Source organism: Enterococcus raffinosus (assembly GCF_018917525.1).
Lineage (GTDB): Bacteria > Bacillota > Bacilli > Lactobacillales > Enterococcaceae > Enterococcus_A > Enterococcus_A raffinosus_A.
Genome location: NZ_JAHLOS010000036.1, coordinates 27,974 through 46,242, shown reverse-complemented (window position 1 = coordinate 46,242; position 18,269 = coordinate 27,974). Strand labels below are relative to the sequence as shown.

Sequence of the window (18,269 nt, the reverse complement as noted above, 5' to 3'; positions counted from 1 at the left end):
CAACTCGTCAAACAATCGAAGAGACTTTTTCCTGAAATCAACTGTGTTGTCGCTGATGCTGGGTATAAGACACCTAAGTTTGTTCACTTTTTGACTCATTTGAACCTTCGACCTTGTTTGCCTTATTCAAGGCTCAAAGGGAAAAAGGGGCTATTATCAAAAAATGAGTTTCTCTATGACGAGTATTATGATTGTTACATTTGTCCGCAGGATCAAATGCTCGCTTTTTCAACGGTCACACGAGACGGGTATCGTGAATACAAATCGAATCCAAAAGAGTGTGTGCACTGCCCTCTGATAAAAACATGTACGAAAAGTAAAAATCATCAACGAGTCATCACGAGACATGTTTGGGGAGATCTGATGGATGAAGTGGAACATCTTCGCCTAACGGATCTGAATAAATCAATTTACAAAAAACGAAAACAAACGATTGAACGAATATTTGCAGATGCAAAAGAAAAGCATGGGATGCGTTGGACCAAGTATCGAGGCTTGGAAAAAGTCGCGACGCATACGATGCTGGTGTTTGCTGCAATGAATTTAAAGAAATTAGCCACCTGGCTATGGAAAGGCAAGGAGCCTTTATTTTTTTGTCCTGAATGTCGAAAGAAATCAGATAAAAAGACGTCCCAAACTCAAATTACGAGTTCGAGACGTCTTTTGTCTACAGTCTGACGCGCTCCTAAATTAAGGAGCGCGTTTTTGAGATATAAAGAACTTCATCGCTTTTAAGAGAAAATTGACCGCTGTGTAGGATCTTGCAGAAAAGCAGTGACTTGTTGTGCGTCTTCAGGTGTCTTTGAGATGATAATAATTGTATCGAAACTCGCCATCGTTGCAACAATCAACTCACTCGAAAGATCATCCAGAACAGAAGCCAATAGATGCGCATTATCAGGAAGTGTACTGACTATGGTCATAAATTGAACAGTATCGACTTTGACGATAACATTGTTTGTCATACGAATGAGTCGCTTAATATCATCATCCTCAGTCGGTTCTTGCTGGTCTTGGAACAATTCAAAACGTGGCTTGCCGGATTCATCAATCGTTTTTACGATTTTCAGATCACGAATATCGCGTGAAATCGTAGCTTGAGTCGCTGAAACTTGATACTGCTGTAAAAATTCCATCAATTCATTTTGATTTCGAATCGCGTTTTCTGAAATGATTTTCTTGATTAGTTCGTGTCGATCTTTTTTTCGCATAAAAAAACTCCTTAATTATATAATAGCAGAACGGTCAAATTATAAATCCTTAAGATTAAGTTGAAGGTTATCGTGAATAGCTCTTAATGGTTTGAGCATTCTTTTTCTAAAATCAGTACCGAATAAATGATAATTATGCATTCAGTATAGCAGAAAAAGATTTTTTAAACAGTATTCCTAGCTAAATAATAATTAACGAAAAGCTAAAGAAAAAAGATTGATTTATTAAAAAGAGTCTTGTATAATTACTAATTGTGTGTGGGCGACTATGCATAATAAAATCCACATTCTGGCTTGATTTGTGAGGCGGTGCTGCTAGTCAGTTCCTTATGAAGAAGAGAGCAGGAGAGGAAAACAAAAACCAAATTGGAGGAAACACAAATGTCAGTATTGTCTATGAAACAATTACTAGAAGCCGGCGTACATTTCGGTCACCAAACTCGTCGCTGGAACCCAAAAATGAAGAAATATATCTTCACAGAAAGAAACGGAATCTACATCATTGACTTGCAAAAAACAGTTAAATTAGTAGATGCAGCTTATGATTACATGAAAGATGTTGCTGAAGATGGCGGCGTTGCATTATTCGTAGGTACTAAAAAACAAGCTCAAGAAGCAATTAAAGAAGAAGCAGTTCGCGCTGGACAATTCTACGTAAACCATCGTTGGTTGGGCGGAACTTTAACTAACTGGGATACAATCCAAAAACGTATCGCTCGTTTAAAACAAATCAATGCTATGGAACAAGATGGTACTTTTGAAGTATTACCTAAAAAAGAAGTTGTTGGTTTGAACAAAGAACGTGAACGTTTAGAAAAATTCTTAGGCGGTATCGCTGATATGCCTCGCATCCCTGATGTTATGTATATCGTTGATCCTCGTAAAGAACGTATTGCTGTTCAAGAAGCTCAAAAATTAAACATTCCAATCGTTGCTATGGTTGATACAAACTGCGATCCAGATGAAATTGACGTAGTTATTCCTTCAAACGATGACGCTATTCGTGCCGTGAAATTAATCACTGCTAAAATGGCTGATGCGTTCATCGAAGGAAACCAGGGTGAAGATCAAGTAGCAGAAGAAGACTTCGTTGCTGAAGATGGCGGACAAGCAACTTCAATCGAAGAAATCGTTGATGTAGTGGAAGGCGACAACGCTTCTACTGAATCAGCTGAATAATTTCGTAGCATATGCTGCTTCAAAGTAAATATTTTCCTTTGAAGCAGCTTTTTTAGAAAATCTAAGGAGGCCCTTAAAATGGCAGACGTAACAGCTAAAATGGTAAAAGAACTACGCGACATGACTGGCGTAGGGATGATGGATGCGAAACGCGCACTAGTAGAAGTAGAAGGCGACATTGAAAAAGCTGTTGATCTTTTACGCGAAAAAGGTATGGCTAAAGCAGCTAAGAAAAATGACCGCATCGCTGCTGAAGGTTTAGCTTCAGTTGCAATTCACGGCAATACTGCAGCAATTGTAGAAGTGAACTCTGAAACAGACTTTGTTTCAAAAAATGAAATGTTCCAAGATCTAGTTAAAGAAATCGCAGCATTAGTTGCTGAACATAAACCAGCTGACATGGATGCAGCAATGAAATTAACAAACGCTAAAGGTGAAACGTTAGAAGCAGCATTGATCGAAGCAACACAAGTTATCGGTGAAAGAATCAACTTCCGTCGTTTTGAAGTTGTTGAAAAAGACGACAACGCTGCATTTGGTGGCTATTTACACATGGGCGGACGTATCGCTGTTTTAGCTCTATTGAACGGCACAACTGACGAATCAGTAGCAAAAGACGTTGCGATGCACGTTGCAGCAATCAACCCTCGTTATGTAAATGAAAGCCAAATTCCAGAATCAGAATTAGAACACGAAAAAGCAGTTCTAACTGAACAAGCATTGAACGAAGGCAAACCAGCGAATATCGTTGAGAAAATGGTTATTGGCCGTTTGAACAAGTTTAAAGCAGAAATCGCTTTGGTTGACCAACCATTTGTTAAAGATCCTGATATGACTGTTGAAAAATATGTATCTTCTAAAGGTGCTACAGTTGCAAGCTTCGTTCGTTTCGAAGTTGGCGAAGGTATCGAAAAACGCGAAGATAACTTTGTTGAAGAAGTTATGAGCCAAATTAAAAAATAATTCTGTTTTTTAAACAGTTGGGAACGCACGGAAAATGTGCGCTCCCTTTTTTTAAGCAAATTCAAATTTGGCTGGCTTCGAAGGCAGAGTATGCTAAAATATCAATAGAGTGACAGTGGAGGTATTGTGATGAATGAACCAAAGTATAAACGTGTAGTATTGAAACTCAGCGGGGAAGCATTGGCAGGCGATGAAAAATTTGGTATTAAACCACCGGTTATCCAAGAGATCGTAGAAGAAATTAAAGAAGTTCATGATTTAGGAATCGAAATGGCTATTATTGTTGGTGGTGGAAACATTTGGCGTGGGCAAATTGGTGCTGAAATGGGAATGGAACGTGCACAAGCAGATTATATGGGCATGTTAGCAACAGTGATGAATGCTTTAGCTTTACAAGATGCACTAGAAAATATCGATGTACCAACTCGCGTTCAAACATCAATTGAAATGCGTCAAATCGCTGAACCATACATCCGCCGAAAAGCAGAACGTCACCTTGAAAAGGGTCGTATTGTTATTTTTGCCGGCGGGACGGGAAATCCTTATTTCTCAACTGATACAACAGCAGCATTAAGAGCAGCAGAAGTAAATGCTGACGTAATCTTAATGGCGAAAAATAACGTAGATGGTGTTTATTCGGCTGATCCAAAACTTGATGAAAATGCTGTGAAGTATGAAGAATTAACACATTTAGATGTGATCGCTAAAGGATTGCAAGTTATGGATTCAACAGCAAGCTCATTAAGTATGGACAATGATATTCCACTTGTTGTCTTCAATTTAAATGAACCAGGAAATATTAAACGTGTTGTACTCGGTGAAAACATCGGGACAACTGTAAGGGGGAAATAACATGGCAGATGCAGTAATGAATGAAGCAAAAGACAAAATGAAGAAGGCTCAAGAAGCTTTGCAACGCCAATTAGGCCAAATTCGTGCAGGGCGTGCGAATGCGAGTTTACTTGACCGCATCACAGTTGATTATTATGGCGTACCAACACCAGTTAATCAAATGGCATCAATTACGATTCCTGAAGCACGTGTATTAATGGTTACACCATTTGATAAAAATATGATTAACGATGTGGAAAAAGCTATTTTAGCTAGCGATATTGGGCTGAATCCAGCTAATGATGGAAATGTGATTCGTTTAGTGATTCCTCAATTAACAGAAGAACGCCGAAAAGAATTGGCTAAAGAAGTAAAGAAAGAATCAGAAGGCGCAAAGATTGCTGTTCGTAACATACGTCGTGATGCGATGGATGAGTATAAGAAGCAACAAAAGAATGGTGATCTAACGGAAGATGATTTACGTAATATGGAAAAAGACATTCAAGCGTTGACAGATGACAATATCAAAGCCATTGATGGAATTGTTGCTGAAAAAGAAAAAGAATTATTAGAAGTTTAATTGATAAAACCTGAAGAATCGTTCTTCAGGTTTTTTTGTTGCTCATAAAAATCATTGAAAAAGCCTAAAGGTATTTATTTTTCGTAGGAATAGCCGCATTTTATTGTTATAATGGCAGATGACTTTTTAAAAGTATTTTTAAGTTATTCATTTAATAAAGGAGGGGAAAACATGGTGTTACGATTTTTTCCACAAAAACAGAAATACACACCAGAAGAATCGTCCTTCGTTTTTGATCCTAATAATGCAATTCCAAAACATATTGCGATCATCATGGACGGAAATGGGCGTTGGGCACAAAATCGTCGTTTACCAAGGATCGCGGGACACAAAGAGGGCATGGAAACAGTAAAAAAAATCACAAAGCATGCTAACCGTTTAGGGGTTAAAGTATTGACGCTGTATGCCTTCTCAACCGAGAATTGGAAACGGCCTGAAGAAGAAGTAAATTTCTTAATGCAGTTACCCGTTGATTTTTTTGATACTTTTGTTCCAGAATTGATTGAGGAAAATGTACAGGTTCACGTGATGGGATACGAAGAGTATTTACCTGCACACACTCAAGACGCAGTGAAACGGGCAATTGAGCAAACAGCACAAAATGATGGGTTGATTTTAAACTTTGCCCTGAATTATGGTAGTCGTGCTGAGATTATTACGGCGATCCAACAAATCGCTGAAGAAGTTAAAAATGAGGAGCTTGCAGTTCAAGAGATTAATGATGATATTGTCGGTAATCATTTGATGACAGGATTTCTACCTAAAGAACTTCGGGATCCAGAGCTAGTTGTACGCACTAGTGGAGAAGAACGGATTAGTAATTTTTTGCTTTGGCAATTGGCTTATAGCGAATTATATTTTACGAAAGCTCTGTGGCCAGATTTTGATGGTGATCACTTAGAAGCAGCGATTGCTTCGTTTCAACAAAGGAATCGGCGTTTTGGTGGACTAATTAAGGATACAAGTTCCACCTAAGTATAGAGTCAGTAATATAATGTATACTGTAGCTTAAATGTAGAATAAATACTTTGATTTAAACAAGGAGGATAATAAATGAGACAGCGAGTCATTACCGCGGTTGTCGCTTTAGCGATCTTTATTCCGATTCTATATGTCGGAGGTATTGCAGTCGAATTAGCTGCGGCAGTATTGGCGGGGATAGGTGTGTATGAATTATTCCGCATGAAAGGACTTGCGATTTTGAGCTTTGAGGGAGTTCTTTCAATTTTGGGAGCAGTCTTTTTGGTCTTACCAGCGGAGCGTTGGCTGCCATTTTTAAGTGGTAACAACAGCAATTTTCTTTTATTTTATTTACCAGTAATGATTATTTTAGGCTTCTCTGTTGTTTCTAAAAATACTTACACTATAGATGAAGCCGGCTTTCCCGTCGTAGCAAGTTTATACGTTGGCGTTGGCTTTCAAAATTTAGTTACAGCACGAGCAGAAGGTTTATCTATTTTACTTTTTGCATTCTTTGTTGTTTGGGCAACAGATATCGGCGCTTATATGGTTGGACGCCAATTTGGTAAACACAAATTATGGCCAGAAATTTCTCCGAATAAAACGATTGAAGGTGCTTTAGGAGGAATTGCCAGTGCTGTTGTGGTGGCGATAGTGTTCTTCTTAGTACAACCAGGAATTTTTCAACACAATTTGGTGATGATGGTTCTCTTCACAATTGTTTTCTCAATTGTTGGCCAATTTGGAGACTTAGTAGAGTCAGCAATCAAACGTCACTATGACGTAAAGGATTCGGGGAATATTTTACCCGGTCATGGCGGAATCTTAGATCGTTTCGACAGTATGCTGTTTGTTTTTCCCATGATGCATTTACTAGGAGTATTTTAAAAAGAGTGGAAACACTCTTTTTTTGATAAAAAATTATAAGCAGCTGAGATCAACAACAAATTTTGGATAAAGGAAATGTTTTTATACAAGGATTTTAATTTTATAAGTCTATTCTCAAGTGGATTTTCTTTCTGATAGACAGTTTTTGGATTCGCTTGAATAAAAAAGTATTGTTTTGATTGCAGCGTTCCATTGAAAATGATTCAGTCGCAAAGAGAGCGATAAGTATGTTAGTAGTAGATAAATGAGATCTGTGTCCTACAGAAGTTCTTTTTTAAATTTTCTATGAATTGATCTGTAAAAGAATATCTTATTGTCAGATTGTGATAAACTATCTCTAAGAAACTAATGAAGGTAGGAAAATTATGCGTACGATTATTACATTTTTAATCGTTTTTGGTGTTTTAGTGATCGTTCATGAATTTGGACATTTTTTCTTTGCAAAACGTTCAGGAATTTTAGTCCGAGAATTTTCGATCGGTATGGGTCCAAAGTTGATTGCTCATATGGGCAAAGATGGGACAACTTATACACTACGTCTATTGCCAATTGGCGGTTATGTAAGAATGGCTGGTCTGGAAGATGAAGAAACTGATTTGAGTCCTGGGATGCCTTTATCGGTTGAGTTGACTTCTAAAAATGAAGTGCAGCGAATTAATGTCAGCAAGAAAGTTCAATTACCTAGCAGTATCCCAATGGAACTGATTTCAGCTGATCTTGTCGACGATTTGATTATTAAAGGTTATGTGAATGGTGACGAAAGTCAAGAAACAACATACAAGGTTCAACATGATGCTACGGTGATTGAAGAAAATGGTACGGAGGTTCGAATTGCACCAAGAGATGTTCAATTTCAATCAGCAAAGTTAGGTTCACGTATTTTGACCAATTTCGCTGGGCCAATGAATAACTTTATTTTAACCGTGATACTATTTATTGCACTCGCTTTTTTACAAGGTGGCGTAGCAGTTTATGATACGAATCAAATTGGTGAAGTTCAGGAAAATAGTCCGGCTGCCACTGCTGGCTTAAAAGATAATGATACGATTTTGGCAGTTGACGGAAAGAAGATTTCTTCATGGGATGATCTGACAAATACGGTAACAAAAAAGCCAGGGAAAGAATTGAGCGTGTCAATTGAGCATGATGGCAAAGAAAAAACTGTTCAAATGACACCAAAGACAGTAAAAAGCAATGGTGAGAAGGTCGGACAAATTGGAGTCGGACCTTACATGAAAACGGGTTTTGGAGATAAAATCGTTGGAGGTTTAACTCAGTCATGGGACATGGTCAAGAGAATTTTTAGTGCTTTAGGTTCTCTATTCACAGGATTTAGCTTGGACAAGCTAGGTGGCCCTGTTATGATGTACCAGATGTCAGCAGAAGCATCACGTGCAGGAATTAGGACAGTTATCTATTTAATGGCGCTATTGTCAGTCAACTTAGGAATAGTCAATCTTTTACCGATACCAGCCTTTGATGGTGGAAAGATTCTTCTGAATCTAATTGAGGGGATCAGAGGCAAACCACTTGATCCGGATAAAGAAGGTATGATCACCATGATTGGTTTTGGTTTTATCATGCTTCTGATGATTCTCGTGACGTGGAACGATATTCAGCGTTTCTTCTTTTAAAATGAAAGGATCGAAATTTTTTCGATCCTTTTTCTAATGCAATCATAAAAAAAAACAGGTATACTTGAGCATACTTGAAAAAGTGAAGGAGATGTCATTTTGTCTAAGAATCGTGAACTATTTGAAAATTTATTACGACAAATTGAATTAGCCGAGGCGGAACAGCAGCATCCAATGATCCAGGCGTCAGAGATCAAAGAAGTGATTGTTCATGAAAGATCACGGGTGTGGGAATTTTTTATTCAAACTCCGCAAATTTTGCCGGCTAAATTATTTTATGCGTTCCATCAGAAACTGCAAATAGCGTTTCAATCAATCGCATCAGTGAAATTACATATTATTCCAGAAGATAATCAGTTTGAGGAAGAGCTTTTGCAGAACTATTGGCAATTGGCTTTGACTGAACAGGATTGCGATACACCGTTAGTCAAGCAGGTTTTGAGTACACCTTTGCCTGTAATTCAAGGTAAACGAATTGTTTTGCTGATTGATAATGAAACGGTCATTCCTTTTTTGAAACAGCAATATTTACCATTAATTGAGGAAAACTTGGTTTCTTATGGGTTTCCCCATTTGCGAATTGATCCTGAGGTTGATAAAGAACAGGCAGATAAAAAATTACAAGAGTTTGAAGTGCGAAAACAAGAACAGGCGCAGGCAATGCAAGAACAGGCTGCTGCCAGCTTAGCTCAATATGAATCGAAGAAAAAAGAGCAGAAGGAAAGTGCTGCTCATTTTGATGGACCTATCCAAATGGGTCGAAATATTCCAGCAGATGAAGCTATTACTCCAATGGGGAATATCATCGAAGAGGAACGACGTATTACGATTGAAGGGTTTATTTTTGATAAAGAGGTCCGCGAGTTACGCTCCAAACGAAAGATTCTGATCTTAAAGATGACTGATTATACATCTTCATTTGTAGTAAAGAAATTTTCTAACGGTGAAAAGGATGAAGCAATCTTTGAAGCAATCGCAACTAAGAGTTGGATTCGTGTACGAGGTAGTGTTCAGGAAGATACCTTTATGCGTGACCTTGTCATGAACGCTCAGGACATTCAAGAGGTTAAGCATCCAGAGCGTCAGGACACAGCGACAGAGAAGCGTTCTGAGCTGCACTTGCATACGAATATGAGTACGATGGATGCCATCAACAGCGCTAGTGACCTAGTAGCCCAAGCTGGAAAATGGGGGCACAAAGCCATTGCTATTACGGATCATGGTGGTGCGCAATCTTTCCCCGAAGCTCATGCGGCGGGAAAAAAGGCTGGTGTGAAGATTCTTTACGGGGTTGAAGCGAATGTTGTTTCTGATGGGGTACCGATTGCTTACAATGATGCTCATGAATCATTAACAGATGCTACTTATGTTGTATTTGATGTGGAAACCACAGGGTTATCTGCAGTATACGACACGATTATTGAGTTGGCTGCAGTTAAGATGCATAAAGGAAACGTGATTGATACGTTTGAAGAGTTCATTGATCCTGGTCATCCGTTATCAGAAACAACGATCAATTTAACTGGAATCACTGACGAAATGGTGCGAGGATCAAAACCAGAAAAAGAGGTCATGGAGCTATTTGAAAAATTTTGCGAAGGGTCAATTTTAGTTGCTCACAACGCAACCTTCGATATTGGTTTTATCAATACAACTTATTTACGACACAATATGCAGGAAACACCAAATCCGGTAATTGATACGTTGGAATTGGCGCGTTTCTTATACCCTGAGTTCAAACGATTTGGTTTAGGTGTCTTAACTAAGAAGTTCGGCGTAAACTTGGAACAACACCATAGGGCTGTGTATGATGCGGAAGCAACTGGCCATTTAGGTTGGATTTTTGTTAAAGAGGCAATCGAAAAGCATGGTATGAATTACCATGATCAATTGAACGATCACGTTGGTGAAGGCGATTCTTATAAACGGGCACGTCCATTTCATGCAACGATTTTAGCGAAGAATCAGGCAGGCTTAAAAGATCTATTCAAACTAATCTCTATGTCTAATGTAGAATACTTCGAAAGGGTACCACGAATTCCACGTTCGCAATTAAATAAATTGCGGGAGAATCTTTTGGTAGGTTCAGCTTGTTCACAAGGTGAAATCTTTGAGGCGATGATGCAAAAAGGAGTAGAAGAGGCGAAAAATCGTGCTGCTTTTTACGATTACATTGAAGTGATGCCTAAGGCTGTTTATGCTCCCTTGATTGAGCAAGAATTAGTAAAGAACGAAGCAGACTTAGAAGATATTTTACGTAATCTGATTCAAATTGGTAAGGATCTAAATAAAACAGTTGTCGCTACTGGAGATGTTCATTATTTAAATAAGGAAGATGCAATCTATCGGAAAATTTTGATCAGTTCGATGGGTGGAGCTAATCCATTGAACCGTCATAGTTTACCAGATGTTCACTTCCGCACGACGGATGAAATGCTACAGGCCTTCAGTTTCTTGGGTCCAGAACTAGCAAAAGAAATTGTAGTTGATGGTCCCGATAAGATTGTTGAAAGCTGTGAAGAAATCATTCCAGTTAAAGATGCCTTGTATACGCCAAAAATCCCAGGATCAGAAGAGGAAATCAAGGATCTAAGTTATAATCGGGCGCGAGAGCTTTACGGTGATCCATTGCCAGATATTATTGAAAAGCGTTTAGAGAAGGAATTAAATTCAATTATCGGAAACGGGTTCTCAGTGATCTATTTGATTTCTCAGAAACTTGTGCATAAGAGTAATGCTGACGGCTATTTGGTTGGTTCACGGGGGTCCGTGGGGTCAAGTTTTGTAGCTACAATGACAGGGATTACCGAAGTAAATCCATTGCCGCCACATTATTATTGCCCTGAGTGTCAATATTCGGAGTTTTTCGAAGACGGCTCTTACGGTTCTGGTTTTGATATGCCAGAAAAAGCTTGCCCTAAATGTGGTGCGCGGCTAAATAAAGACGGACATGATATTCCCTTCGAGACTTTCTTAGGTTTCCACGGCGACAAAGTTCCCGATATCGATTTGAACTTCTCTGGGGATTATCAAGCAGAGGCTCATAACTATACGAAGGTATTGTTTGGTGAGGACTATGTTTATCGTGCCGGAACGATCGGTACAGTTGCAGATAAGACGGCATACGGTTTTGTTAAGGGATATGAACGGGATCACAATTTACATTTCAGAAATGCTGAAGTTGATCGTCTAGCTAAAGGTGCAACTGGGGTTAAGCGAACAACGGGACAGCATCCAGGTGGGATCATCGTTATTCCAGACTATATGGATGTTTATGATTTCACACCGATCCAATACCCAGCGGACGATCAGAATTCTGAATGGAAAACGACTCACTTTGATTTCCACTCGATTCATGATAATGTTTTAAAACTCGATATTCTTGGACACGATGATCCAACAGTGATTCGGATGTTGCAAGAATTGTCTGGGATCGATCCTAAAACGATTCCAACTGATGATCCAGAAGTTATGAAGATTTTTGCTGGACCTCAAGTTTTAGGTGTGGAGGCTGATCAAATTTATTCGAAAACTGGAACTTTGGGAATTCCTGAATTCGGAACACGATTTGTTCGTGGAATGTTGGAAGAAACGAGCCCGACGACTTTTGCTGAATTATTGCAAATTTCTGGGTTGTCTCATGGTACCGACGTTTGGTTAGGCAATGCGGAAGAATTAATTAGTCGCGGAGAAGCAAACTTAGCTGAGGTTATCGGTTGTCGGGATGATATCATGGTTTATCTCATTCATGCAGGACTTGATAGCGGTATGGCCTTTAAGATCATGGAGACCGTGCGTAAAGGACAATGGAACAAGATTGATGATGATTTGCGTGAAACCTATTTGACTGCAATGAAAGAAAATAATGTACCAGACTGGTATATTGATTCCTGTTCGAAAATCAAGTATATGTTCCCGAAAGCCCATGCAGCAGCTTATGTATTGATGGCATTACGAGTAGCGTATTTTAAAGTATATTTTCCAATCCTTTATTATTGTGCCTATTTTTCTGTTCGAGCTGATGATTTTGATTTAGTTGCGATGGCTAAAGGAAAAGATGCGGTGAAGGCCGCAATGAAGGCTATCACAGATAAAGGGATGGATGCATCCACAAAGGAAAAGAATCAATTGACTGTTTTGGAATTGTGTAATGAAATGCTGGAACGAGATTTCCATTTCGGTATGATCGATTTATACAAATCGGATGCGCAAGATTTTGTGATTGATGGAGACACATTGATTGCACCTTTCCGTGCCGTACCGGGACTTGGTTTGAACGTAGCCAAACAAATTGTTGAAGCTCGTAAAGACGGTATTTTCTTATCGAAAGAAGATCTGGCTTCACGTGGGAAGGTTTCTAAGACCTTGATTGAGTACATGGACACTCATGGCGTCTTGAAGGATCTTCCAGATGAAAACCAACTTTCACTCTTTGATATGTAAAGAAAAAGATAAGTTCAATATAAAAATGAAAGAAAATTCCATCATGAAAATGACAAGGTTGAATTTTCAATAGAATTGTGCTAATATAACAATGTAATCATAGACTGATGATGAGTGAGCGGATTTTTCGCTCACTCTTTTTAATGGAATAAAGGAGGCTGACAGTTTGAGCAGTGTAGTCGAAACAGTGACTGACTTGGTAACACCAATCTTGGATGAACAAAATTTTGACTTAGTCGAGGTTGAGTTTGTCAAAGAAGGAAAAAGTTGGTTTTTAAGAGTATTTATTGATAAAGAAGGCGGTATCGACATTGAAGAATGTGCCTTTGTTAGTGAAAAGCTTAGTGAAAAGCTAGATTCAATCGATCCTGATCCAATCCCACAAGCATATTTTCTTGAGGTTTCTTCACCGGGGGCCGAACGTCCATTGAAAAAAGAAGAAGATTACCAAAAGGCGATGGGAGAATACATTAACATCTCACTTTATCAAAATATTGACGGTGAAAAACAGTATCAAGGTTTTTTGAAAGAATTGACTGAAGATGAACTGACTTTAACCGTCAAAATTAAGACACGCACTAAAGACATGGTTTTTGATCGTAAAAACATTGCTAAAGCGCGCTTTGCAATAGAATTTTAAACAATTGAAAATCAAACCTGTTTTTCTTTGGAAAATAGATTTGTCAGTTTTATTTCTTGCTTTAGCAAGTTAGTAAAATGGTATGCGTACGAGAGTTGCTTAAATTTTTACGTTAGAAAAATTCACACGTTATTAGCGAGCTAGCCCTCTTATTTAGTAAGTTAGCTAAATAATATGTGTAGGGAATTTTGATAATAGATGTATTAGCATGAATTTAGGAGGAAAGTTAAAATGAGTAAAGAAATGCTGAATGCGTTGGATACTCTAGAAGCAGAAAAAGGTGTTTCGAAAGAAATCGTAATTGATGCCTTGGAAGCAGCATTAGTTTCTGCCTATAAGCGTCATTATGGTCAATCACAAAATGTTGAAGTGGAATTCAACGAGAAAAAAGGTGACATTCATGTTTATGCCGTGAAGGAAGTAACGGAAGAAGTCATGGATTCGCAATTGGAAGTGTCATTGAAAGATGCGATGGAAATCAACCCAGCGTATGAAATTGGTGATACAATCCGTTTTGAAGTAACACCAAAAGATTTTGGTCGAATTGCTGCTCAAACAGCAAAGCAAGTAATTTTACAACGTGTTCGTGAAGCAGAACGTAGCATTATTTATAACGAGTACAGCGCCTACGAAAAAGATATCATGCAAGGTGTGGTAGAACGTCAAGATAATCGCTACATCTATGTAAACTTAGGGAAGATCGAAGCTGTTCTTTCAAAACAAGACCAAATGCCTAATGAGCATTATAAACCTCATGACCGCATTAAAGTGTATGTTTCCCGAGTAGAAAACACGTCAAAAGGTCCGCAAGTATTTGTAAGCCGCAGTCATCCCGATTTGTTACGCCGCCTATTTGAACAAGAAATTCCAGAAGTCTATGATGGAATCGTCGAAATCGTCAGCATTGCTCGCGAGGCTGGTGATCGTGCGAAAGTTGCCGTTCGTTCAACCGATCCAAACATCGATCCAGTTGGAACATGTGTCGGACCGAAAGGACAACGTGTACAAGCGATTGTAAATGAATTAAAAGGTGAAAACATGGACATCGTCGAGTGGGATGAGGATCCAGCGGTATTTATCGCAAATTCTTTAAACCCTGCGCAAGTAGAAGATGTTATCTTTGATATCGACAATCCAAAAGTTTGCACTGTAGTGGTTCCGGATTATCAATTGTCTTTAGCTATTGGTAAGCGTGGACAAAATGCCCGTTTAGCTGCTAAATTGACAGCACATAAGATTGATATCAAATCTGAGTCCGATATGGAAGAGTTTTATGCTAACTATGATGAAGAAGAAGTAGAGGAAGTCGCAACTGAGATTGAAGAAATTACTTCTGAAGCAGAAGCAATCGAAACTGAGGTAGCAGATATTGAATCCGAAGCAGAAGTAACAGTTGATGATATGATTGAAGACGAAGAAAACGTTGCTTCTGATCAAACAGATCAATAATTTATTAGGAGGACAGCAAATGAAAAAAAGAAAAGTTCCTTTGCGAAAATCGGTCGTTTCCGGTGAAATGTTCCCAAAAAAAGAATTGATTCGGATCGCTAAGTCCAAAGAAGGTGAAGTTTCCATTGATCCTTCAGGCAAGAAACCAGGACGTGGCGCCTATGTTGCGCTAGAACCAGCTGAGGTCGAGGAAGCGTGGAAAAAACGTATTTTGGACCGTACGCTTGGTACTGAATTAAGTGATGATTTTTATCAAGAACTACTTGATTATGTAAAACACCAAAAAGCCAGAAAAGAGCTCTTCGGCAATGAATAAACAGAAGGCCTTGAACATGTTAGGCCTTGCAATGCGTGCAGGCAAACTGATCACAGGAGAAGAAATGACGATCAATGAGATTCGTAAAAGGAAAGTGAGTCTCGTTATTGTTACTACTGATGCGAGTGAAAACACTCAAAAGAAAGTATCAGATAAAAGTAAGTATTATCAAACGACATGTTTTGTCGAATTTACTCAAGGGGAGATTTTAGGCGCGATTGGCAAACCTAGAAAAGTAATCGGGGTTTTAGACCAGGGATTCGCCGACAAAATTATGACGTTAATAACAGGTTAGGAAGGTGATTGCATGGGAAATAAAAGAGTATACGAATTTGCCAAAGAAGTGAATCAATCAAGTAAGGATGTTGTAGAAAAAGCACAAACTTTGGGGATTGATGTAAAAAATCATATGGGTTCATTATCTGGAGATGATGAATCAAAATTGAAACAAGCTTTTTCTAGCAAACCGAAACAAAATACTCAGGCAAAGCCATCAGCTAACCAGCACGAAAAACCAAAATTCCATGGAAAGAGCTCGAAGAACAACCCAAATTTCCAGAATAGAAAAGGAAATAAAGACTTGACACAAAATAATAGACAGAATAACTCAGCGAACGCAAACCGTTCAAACCAAGGACAACAACGTCCAACACAAGGAAACACAAACAATACACAACGCCAAAATCAGGGCCAACGCCCCGCACAAGGCAGTGGAAATAATGCGCAACGCCAAAACCAAGGGCAACGCCCAACACAACAAGGTAGCACAAATAATGCGCAACGCCAGAATCAAGGACAACGTCCAACACAGAGCAATGCAAATAACACTCAACGCCAAAATCAAGGGCAACGTCCAACACAAGGCAACGCAAATAATGCGCAACGTCAAAACCAAGGGCAACGCCCCGCACAAGGCAGTGGAAATAATGCGCAACGTCAAAACCAAGGACAACGCCCAACACAAAGCAATACAAAAAATGCGCAGCGTCAAAACCAAGGGCAACGCCCAACACAAGGCAACGCAAATAACGCTCAACGCCAAAATCAAGGGCAACGCCCAGCACAAAATAGTGCGAATCAAGGAGCGCGTTCAAACCAAAGTAGTTCAAATCAAGGACAACGTTCGAACCAAAGTGGTACAACACAAGGCGGCAACCAAAATCGCAATAAAAACAATTATGGCAACCAAAACCGTAACAATAGTTTTGGCGGCAATCAAAATCGTAACAAAAACAAATTTAACAAAAAAGGTAAAAAAGGTAGACAGCAACAAAGTAATAAACCTGCCGTTCCACCACGTAAGTTCCGTGAATTGCCAGAAGTATTGGAATATACAGAAGGCATGAACGTAGCAGATATCGCGAAGAAGATTCATCGCGAACCAGCTGAGATCATCAAAAAATTATTTATGATGGGGGTTATGGTCAATCAAAACCAACCATTAGATAAAGATACAATCGAACTGTTAGCTACGGATTATGGAATTGAACCACAAGAAAAAGTTACAATTGATATTGCGGATATCGACCGCTTCTTCGATGCAGAAGATATAAATGAAGAAAACTTAGTATCACGTCCACCAGTTGTAACTATCATGGGACACGTTGACCATGGTAAAACAACGTTACTAGATACTTTACGTCATTCTCGTGTAACAAGCGGAGAAGCAGGCGGAATCACGCAGCATATTGGTGCTTATCAAATCGATATCGATGGTAAACCGATTACTTTCTTAGACACACCAGGGCATGCTGCCTTCACAAGTATGCGTGCACGTGGAGCAAGTATTACAGACATCACTATTTTAGTTGTAGCAGCTGATGATGGTGTGATGCCGCAAACAATCGAAGCGATCAACCATGCGAAAGCAGCAAAAGTGCCAATCATTGTAGCAGTTAATAAGGTTGATAAACCAGGTGCCAACCCACAACATGTCATGCAAGAGTTAAGTGAATATGAATTGATTCCTGAAGCATGGGGCGGCGATACAATTTTTGTTGAAATATCAGCAAAATTCAATCAAAATATCGATGAACTATTAGAAATGATTCTATTAGTTGCTGAAGTTGAAGATTTGAAAGCTGATCCAACCCAACACGGAATCGGAACGGTTATTGAAGCTCGTTTAGATAAAGGTAAAGGACCAGTTGCGACCTTATTAGTTCAACAAGGTACGATGAACGTTGGTGATCCGATCGTTGTCGGTAACACGTATGGTCGTGTTCGTGTAATGACGAATGATATTGGCCGTCGTGAGAAATCTGCCGGACCAGCGACACCAGTGGAAATTACTGGTTTGAATGATGTTCCTCAAGCTGGGGATCGTTTCGCAATCTTTGAAGACGAAAAAACGGCTCGTGCTGCTGGGGAAGAACGTGCAAAACGCGCATTGCTCGAACATCGCAGTGCAAGTGCTCGTGTAACATTAGACAACTTGTTTGAATCTCTTAAAGAGGGCGAATTGAAAGAAGTTAATGTTATCATCAAAGCTGATGTGCAAGGATCTGCCGAAGCATTGGCAGCTTCATTGAAGAAAATTGATGTTGAAGGCGTACGTGTGAAGATCGTCCACTCAGCTGTAGGTGCCATCAATGAAAGTGATGTTACTTTAGCAGCGGCAAGTAATGCGATCATTATCGGCTTTAACGTTCGTCCTACACCACAAGCGAAACAACAAGCGTCAACCGAAGAAGTAGACATTCGTTTGCACCGTATTATCTATAAAGCAATTGAAGAAATTGAAACAGCGATGAAGGGTATGCTTGATCCTGAATACGAAGAAAAAATCACTGGTCAAATGACTGTACGTGAAACCTATAAAGTTTCTAAAGTTGGTACAATCGCCGGATGTTACGTTAACGAAGGATCCATCCAACGTGATAGCGGAGTACGTATCATTCGCGATGGAATCGTAATTCTTGAAGGCAAACTTGCTAGCTTGAAACGTTTCAAAGATGATGTGAAAGAAGTTAAGATGGGCTATGAATGTGGTGCCATGATCGAAAACTTTAACGACATCAAAGTTGATGACGTAATCGAAGGGTTCGTTATGGAAGAAATCAAGCCTAAATAGTATTACTCGTTCCGCTTCCTGCTTTTAAAAATAGCGGAGCGGAACGGGATCTGCTAAAAATTCGTCCATTATTTGTAGTTAGTTATTTTTTTAGTTAGTGGA

15 protein-coding genes are annotated in these 18,269 nt (G+C 39.2%); 14 read left to right on the top strand and 1 reads right to left on the bottom strand.

The genetic code is table 11. From position 1 onward, the window contains the following. A partial coding sequence (locus KQI58_RS17900; RefSeq protein ID WP_216410355.1) for a transposase occupies positions 1 to 678 on the top strand: 678 nt, incomplete at its 5' end. Positions 679 to 731: 53 nt separating this feature from the next. Here KQI58_RS17900 and KQI58_RS17895 read toward each other — a convergent pair. Next, positions 732 to 1,211, bottom strand: a complete 480-nt coding sequence (locus tag KQI58_RS17895) for an arginine repressor (RefSeq protein WP_216410354.1) — start codon at positions 1,209 to 1,211, stop codon at positions 732 to 734. Between the two features lie 381 nt (positions 1,212 to 1,592). On the opposite strand from KQI58_RS17895, the gene rpsB reads away from it, so the two are divergent. The 13 genes from rpsB to infB all read left to right on the top strand — a co-directional run bounded on the left by rpsB (position 1,593) and on the right by infB (position 18,167). Beyond that, the gene (gene rpsB / locus KQI58_RS17890; protein ID WP_127978808.1) at positions 1,593 to 2,390 is read left to right on the top strand and encodes a 30S ribosomal protein S2; all 798 of its coding nucleotides are present in this window, start codon (positions 1,593 to 1,595) and stop codon (positions 2,388 to 2,390) included. Between the two features lie 78 nt (positions 2,391 to 2,468). Beyond that, on the top strand, positions 2,469 to 3,353 hold the full coding sequence (gene tsf, locus KQI58_RS17885) for a translation elongation factor Ts (protein WP_216410353.1): 885 nt from the start codon (positions 2,469 to 2,471) through the stop codon (positions 3,351 to 3,353). A 129-nt stretch (positions 3,354 to 3,482) separates the two neighbouring features. Next, positions 3,483 to 4,205 carry a UMP kinase gene (gene pyrH / locus KQI58_RS17880; protein WP_048721031.1) on the top strand — a complete coding sequence of 241 codons (723 nt, stop codon included), beginning with the start codon at positions 3,483 to 3,485 and terminating at the stop codon, positions 4,203 to 4,205. A gap of 1 nt (position 4,206) precedes the next feature. Next, positions 4,207 to 4,764 (top strand): ribosome recycling factor, encoded by a 558-nt coding sequence (frr, locus tag KQI58_RS17875; protein ID WP_216410352.1) that lies wholly within the window; start codon positions 4,207 to 4,209, stop codon positions 4,762 to 4,764. Positions 4,765 to 4,938: 174 nt separating this feature from the next. Beyond that, the gene (locus tag KQI58_RS17870) at positions 4,939 to 5,739 is read left to right on the top strand and encodes an isoprenyl transferase (RefSeq protein WP_216410357.1); all 801 of its coding nucleotides are present in this window, start codon (positions 4,939 to 4,941) and stop codon (positions 5,737 to 5,739) included. Positions 5,740 to 5,817: 78 nt separating this feature from the next. Beyond that, complete coding sequence (locus tag KQI58_RS17865; RefSeq protein ID WP_216410351.1) at positions 5,818 to 6,612, top strand: phosphatidate cytidylyltransferase; 795 nt, start codon at positions 5,818 to 5,820, stop codon at positions 6,610 to 6,612. Positions 6,613 to 6,977: 365 nt separating this feature from the next. After that, the gene (gene rseP / locus KQI58_RS17860; protein WP_216410350.1) at positions 6,978 to 8,246 is read left to right on the top strand and encodes an RIP metalloprotease RseP; all 1,269 of its coding nucleotides are present in this window, start codon (positions 6,978 to 6,980) and stop codon (positions 8,244 to 8,246) included. 99 nt (positions 8,247 to 8,345) lie between these two features. Further along, positions 8,346 to 12,689: a PolC-type DNA polymerase III gene (locus KQI58_RS17855; RefSeq protein ID WP_216410349.1), complete on the top strand. Its 4,344-nt coding sequence runs from the start codon at positions 8,346 to 8,348 to the stop codon at positions 12,687 to 12,689. 166 nt (positions 12,690 to 12,855) lie between these two features. Further along, positions 12,856 to 13,329 carry a ribosome maturation factor RimP gene (gene rimP / locus KQI58_RS17850; protein ID WP_216410348.1) on the top strand — a complete coding sequence of 158 codons (474 nt, stop codon included), beginning with the start codon at positions 12,856 to 12,858 and terminating at the stop codon, positions 13,327 to 13,329. Positions 13,330 to 13,560: 231 nt separating this feature from the next. After that, positions 13,561 to 14,778 carry a transcription termination factor NusA gene (nusA, locus tag KQI58_RS17845; protein WP_216410347.1) on the top strand — a complete coding sequence of 406 codons (1,218 nt, stop codon included), beginning with the start codon at positions 13,561 to 13,563 and terminating at the stop codon, positions 14,776 to 14,778. 19 nt (positions 14,779 to 14,797) lie between these two features. Then, entirely contained in the window at positions 14,798 to 15,094 is a 297-nt protein-coding gene (rnpM, locus tag KQI58_RS17840) for an RNase P modulator RnpM (protein ID WP_216410346.1), read from the top strand. Then, positions 15,087 to 15,389 (top strand): L7Ae/L30e/S12e/Gadd45 family ribosomal protein, encoded by a 303-nt coding sequence (locus tag KQI58_RS17835; protein WP_216410345.1) that lies wholly within the window; start codon positions 15,087 to 15,089, stop codon positions 15,387 to 15,389. The genes rnpM and KQI58_RS17835 overlap by 8 nt, the downstream gene beginning before the upstream one ends. Before the next feature lie 12 nt (positions 15,390 to 15,401). Beyond that, positions 15,402 to 18,167, top strand: coding sequence for a translation initiation factor IF-2 (gene infB, locus KQI58_RS17830; protein ID WP_216410344.1), 2,766 nt, complete (start codon positions 15,402 to 15,404; stop codon positions 18,165 to 18,167). Positions 18,168 to 18,269 lie beyond the last annotated feature (102 nt).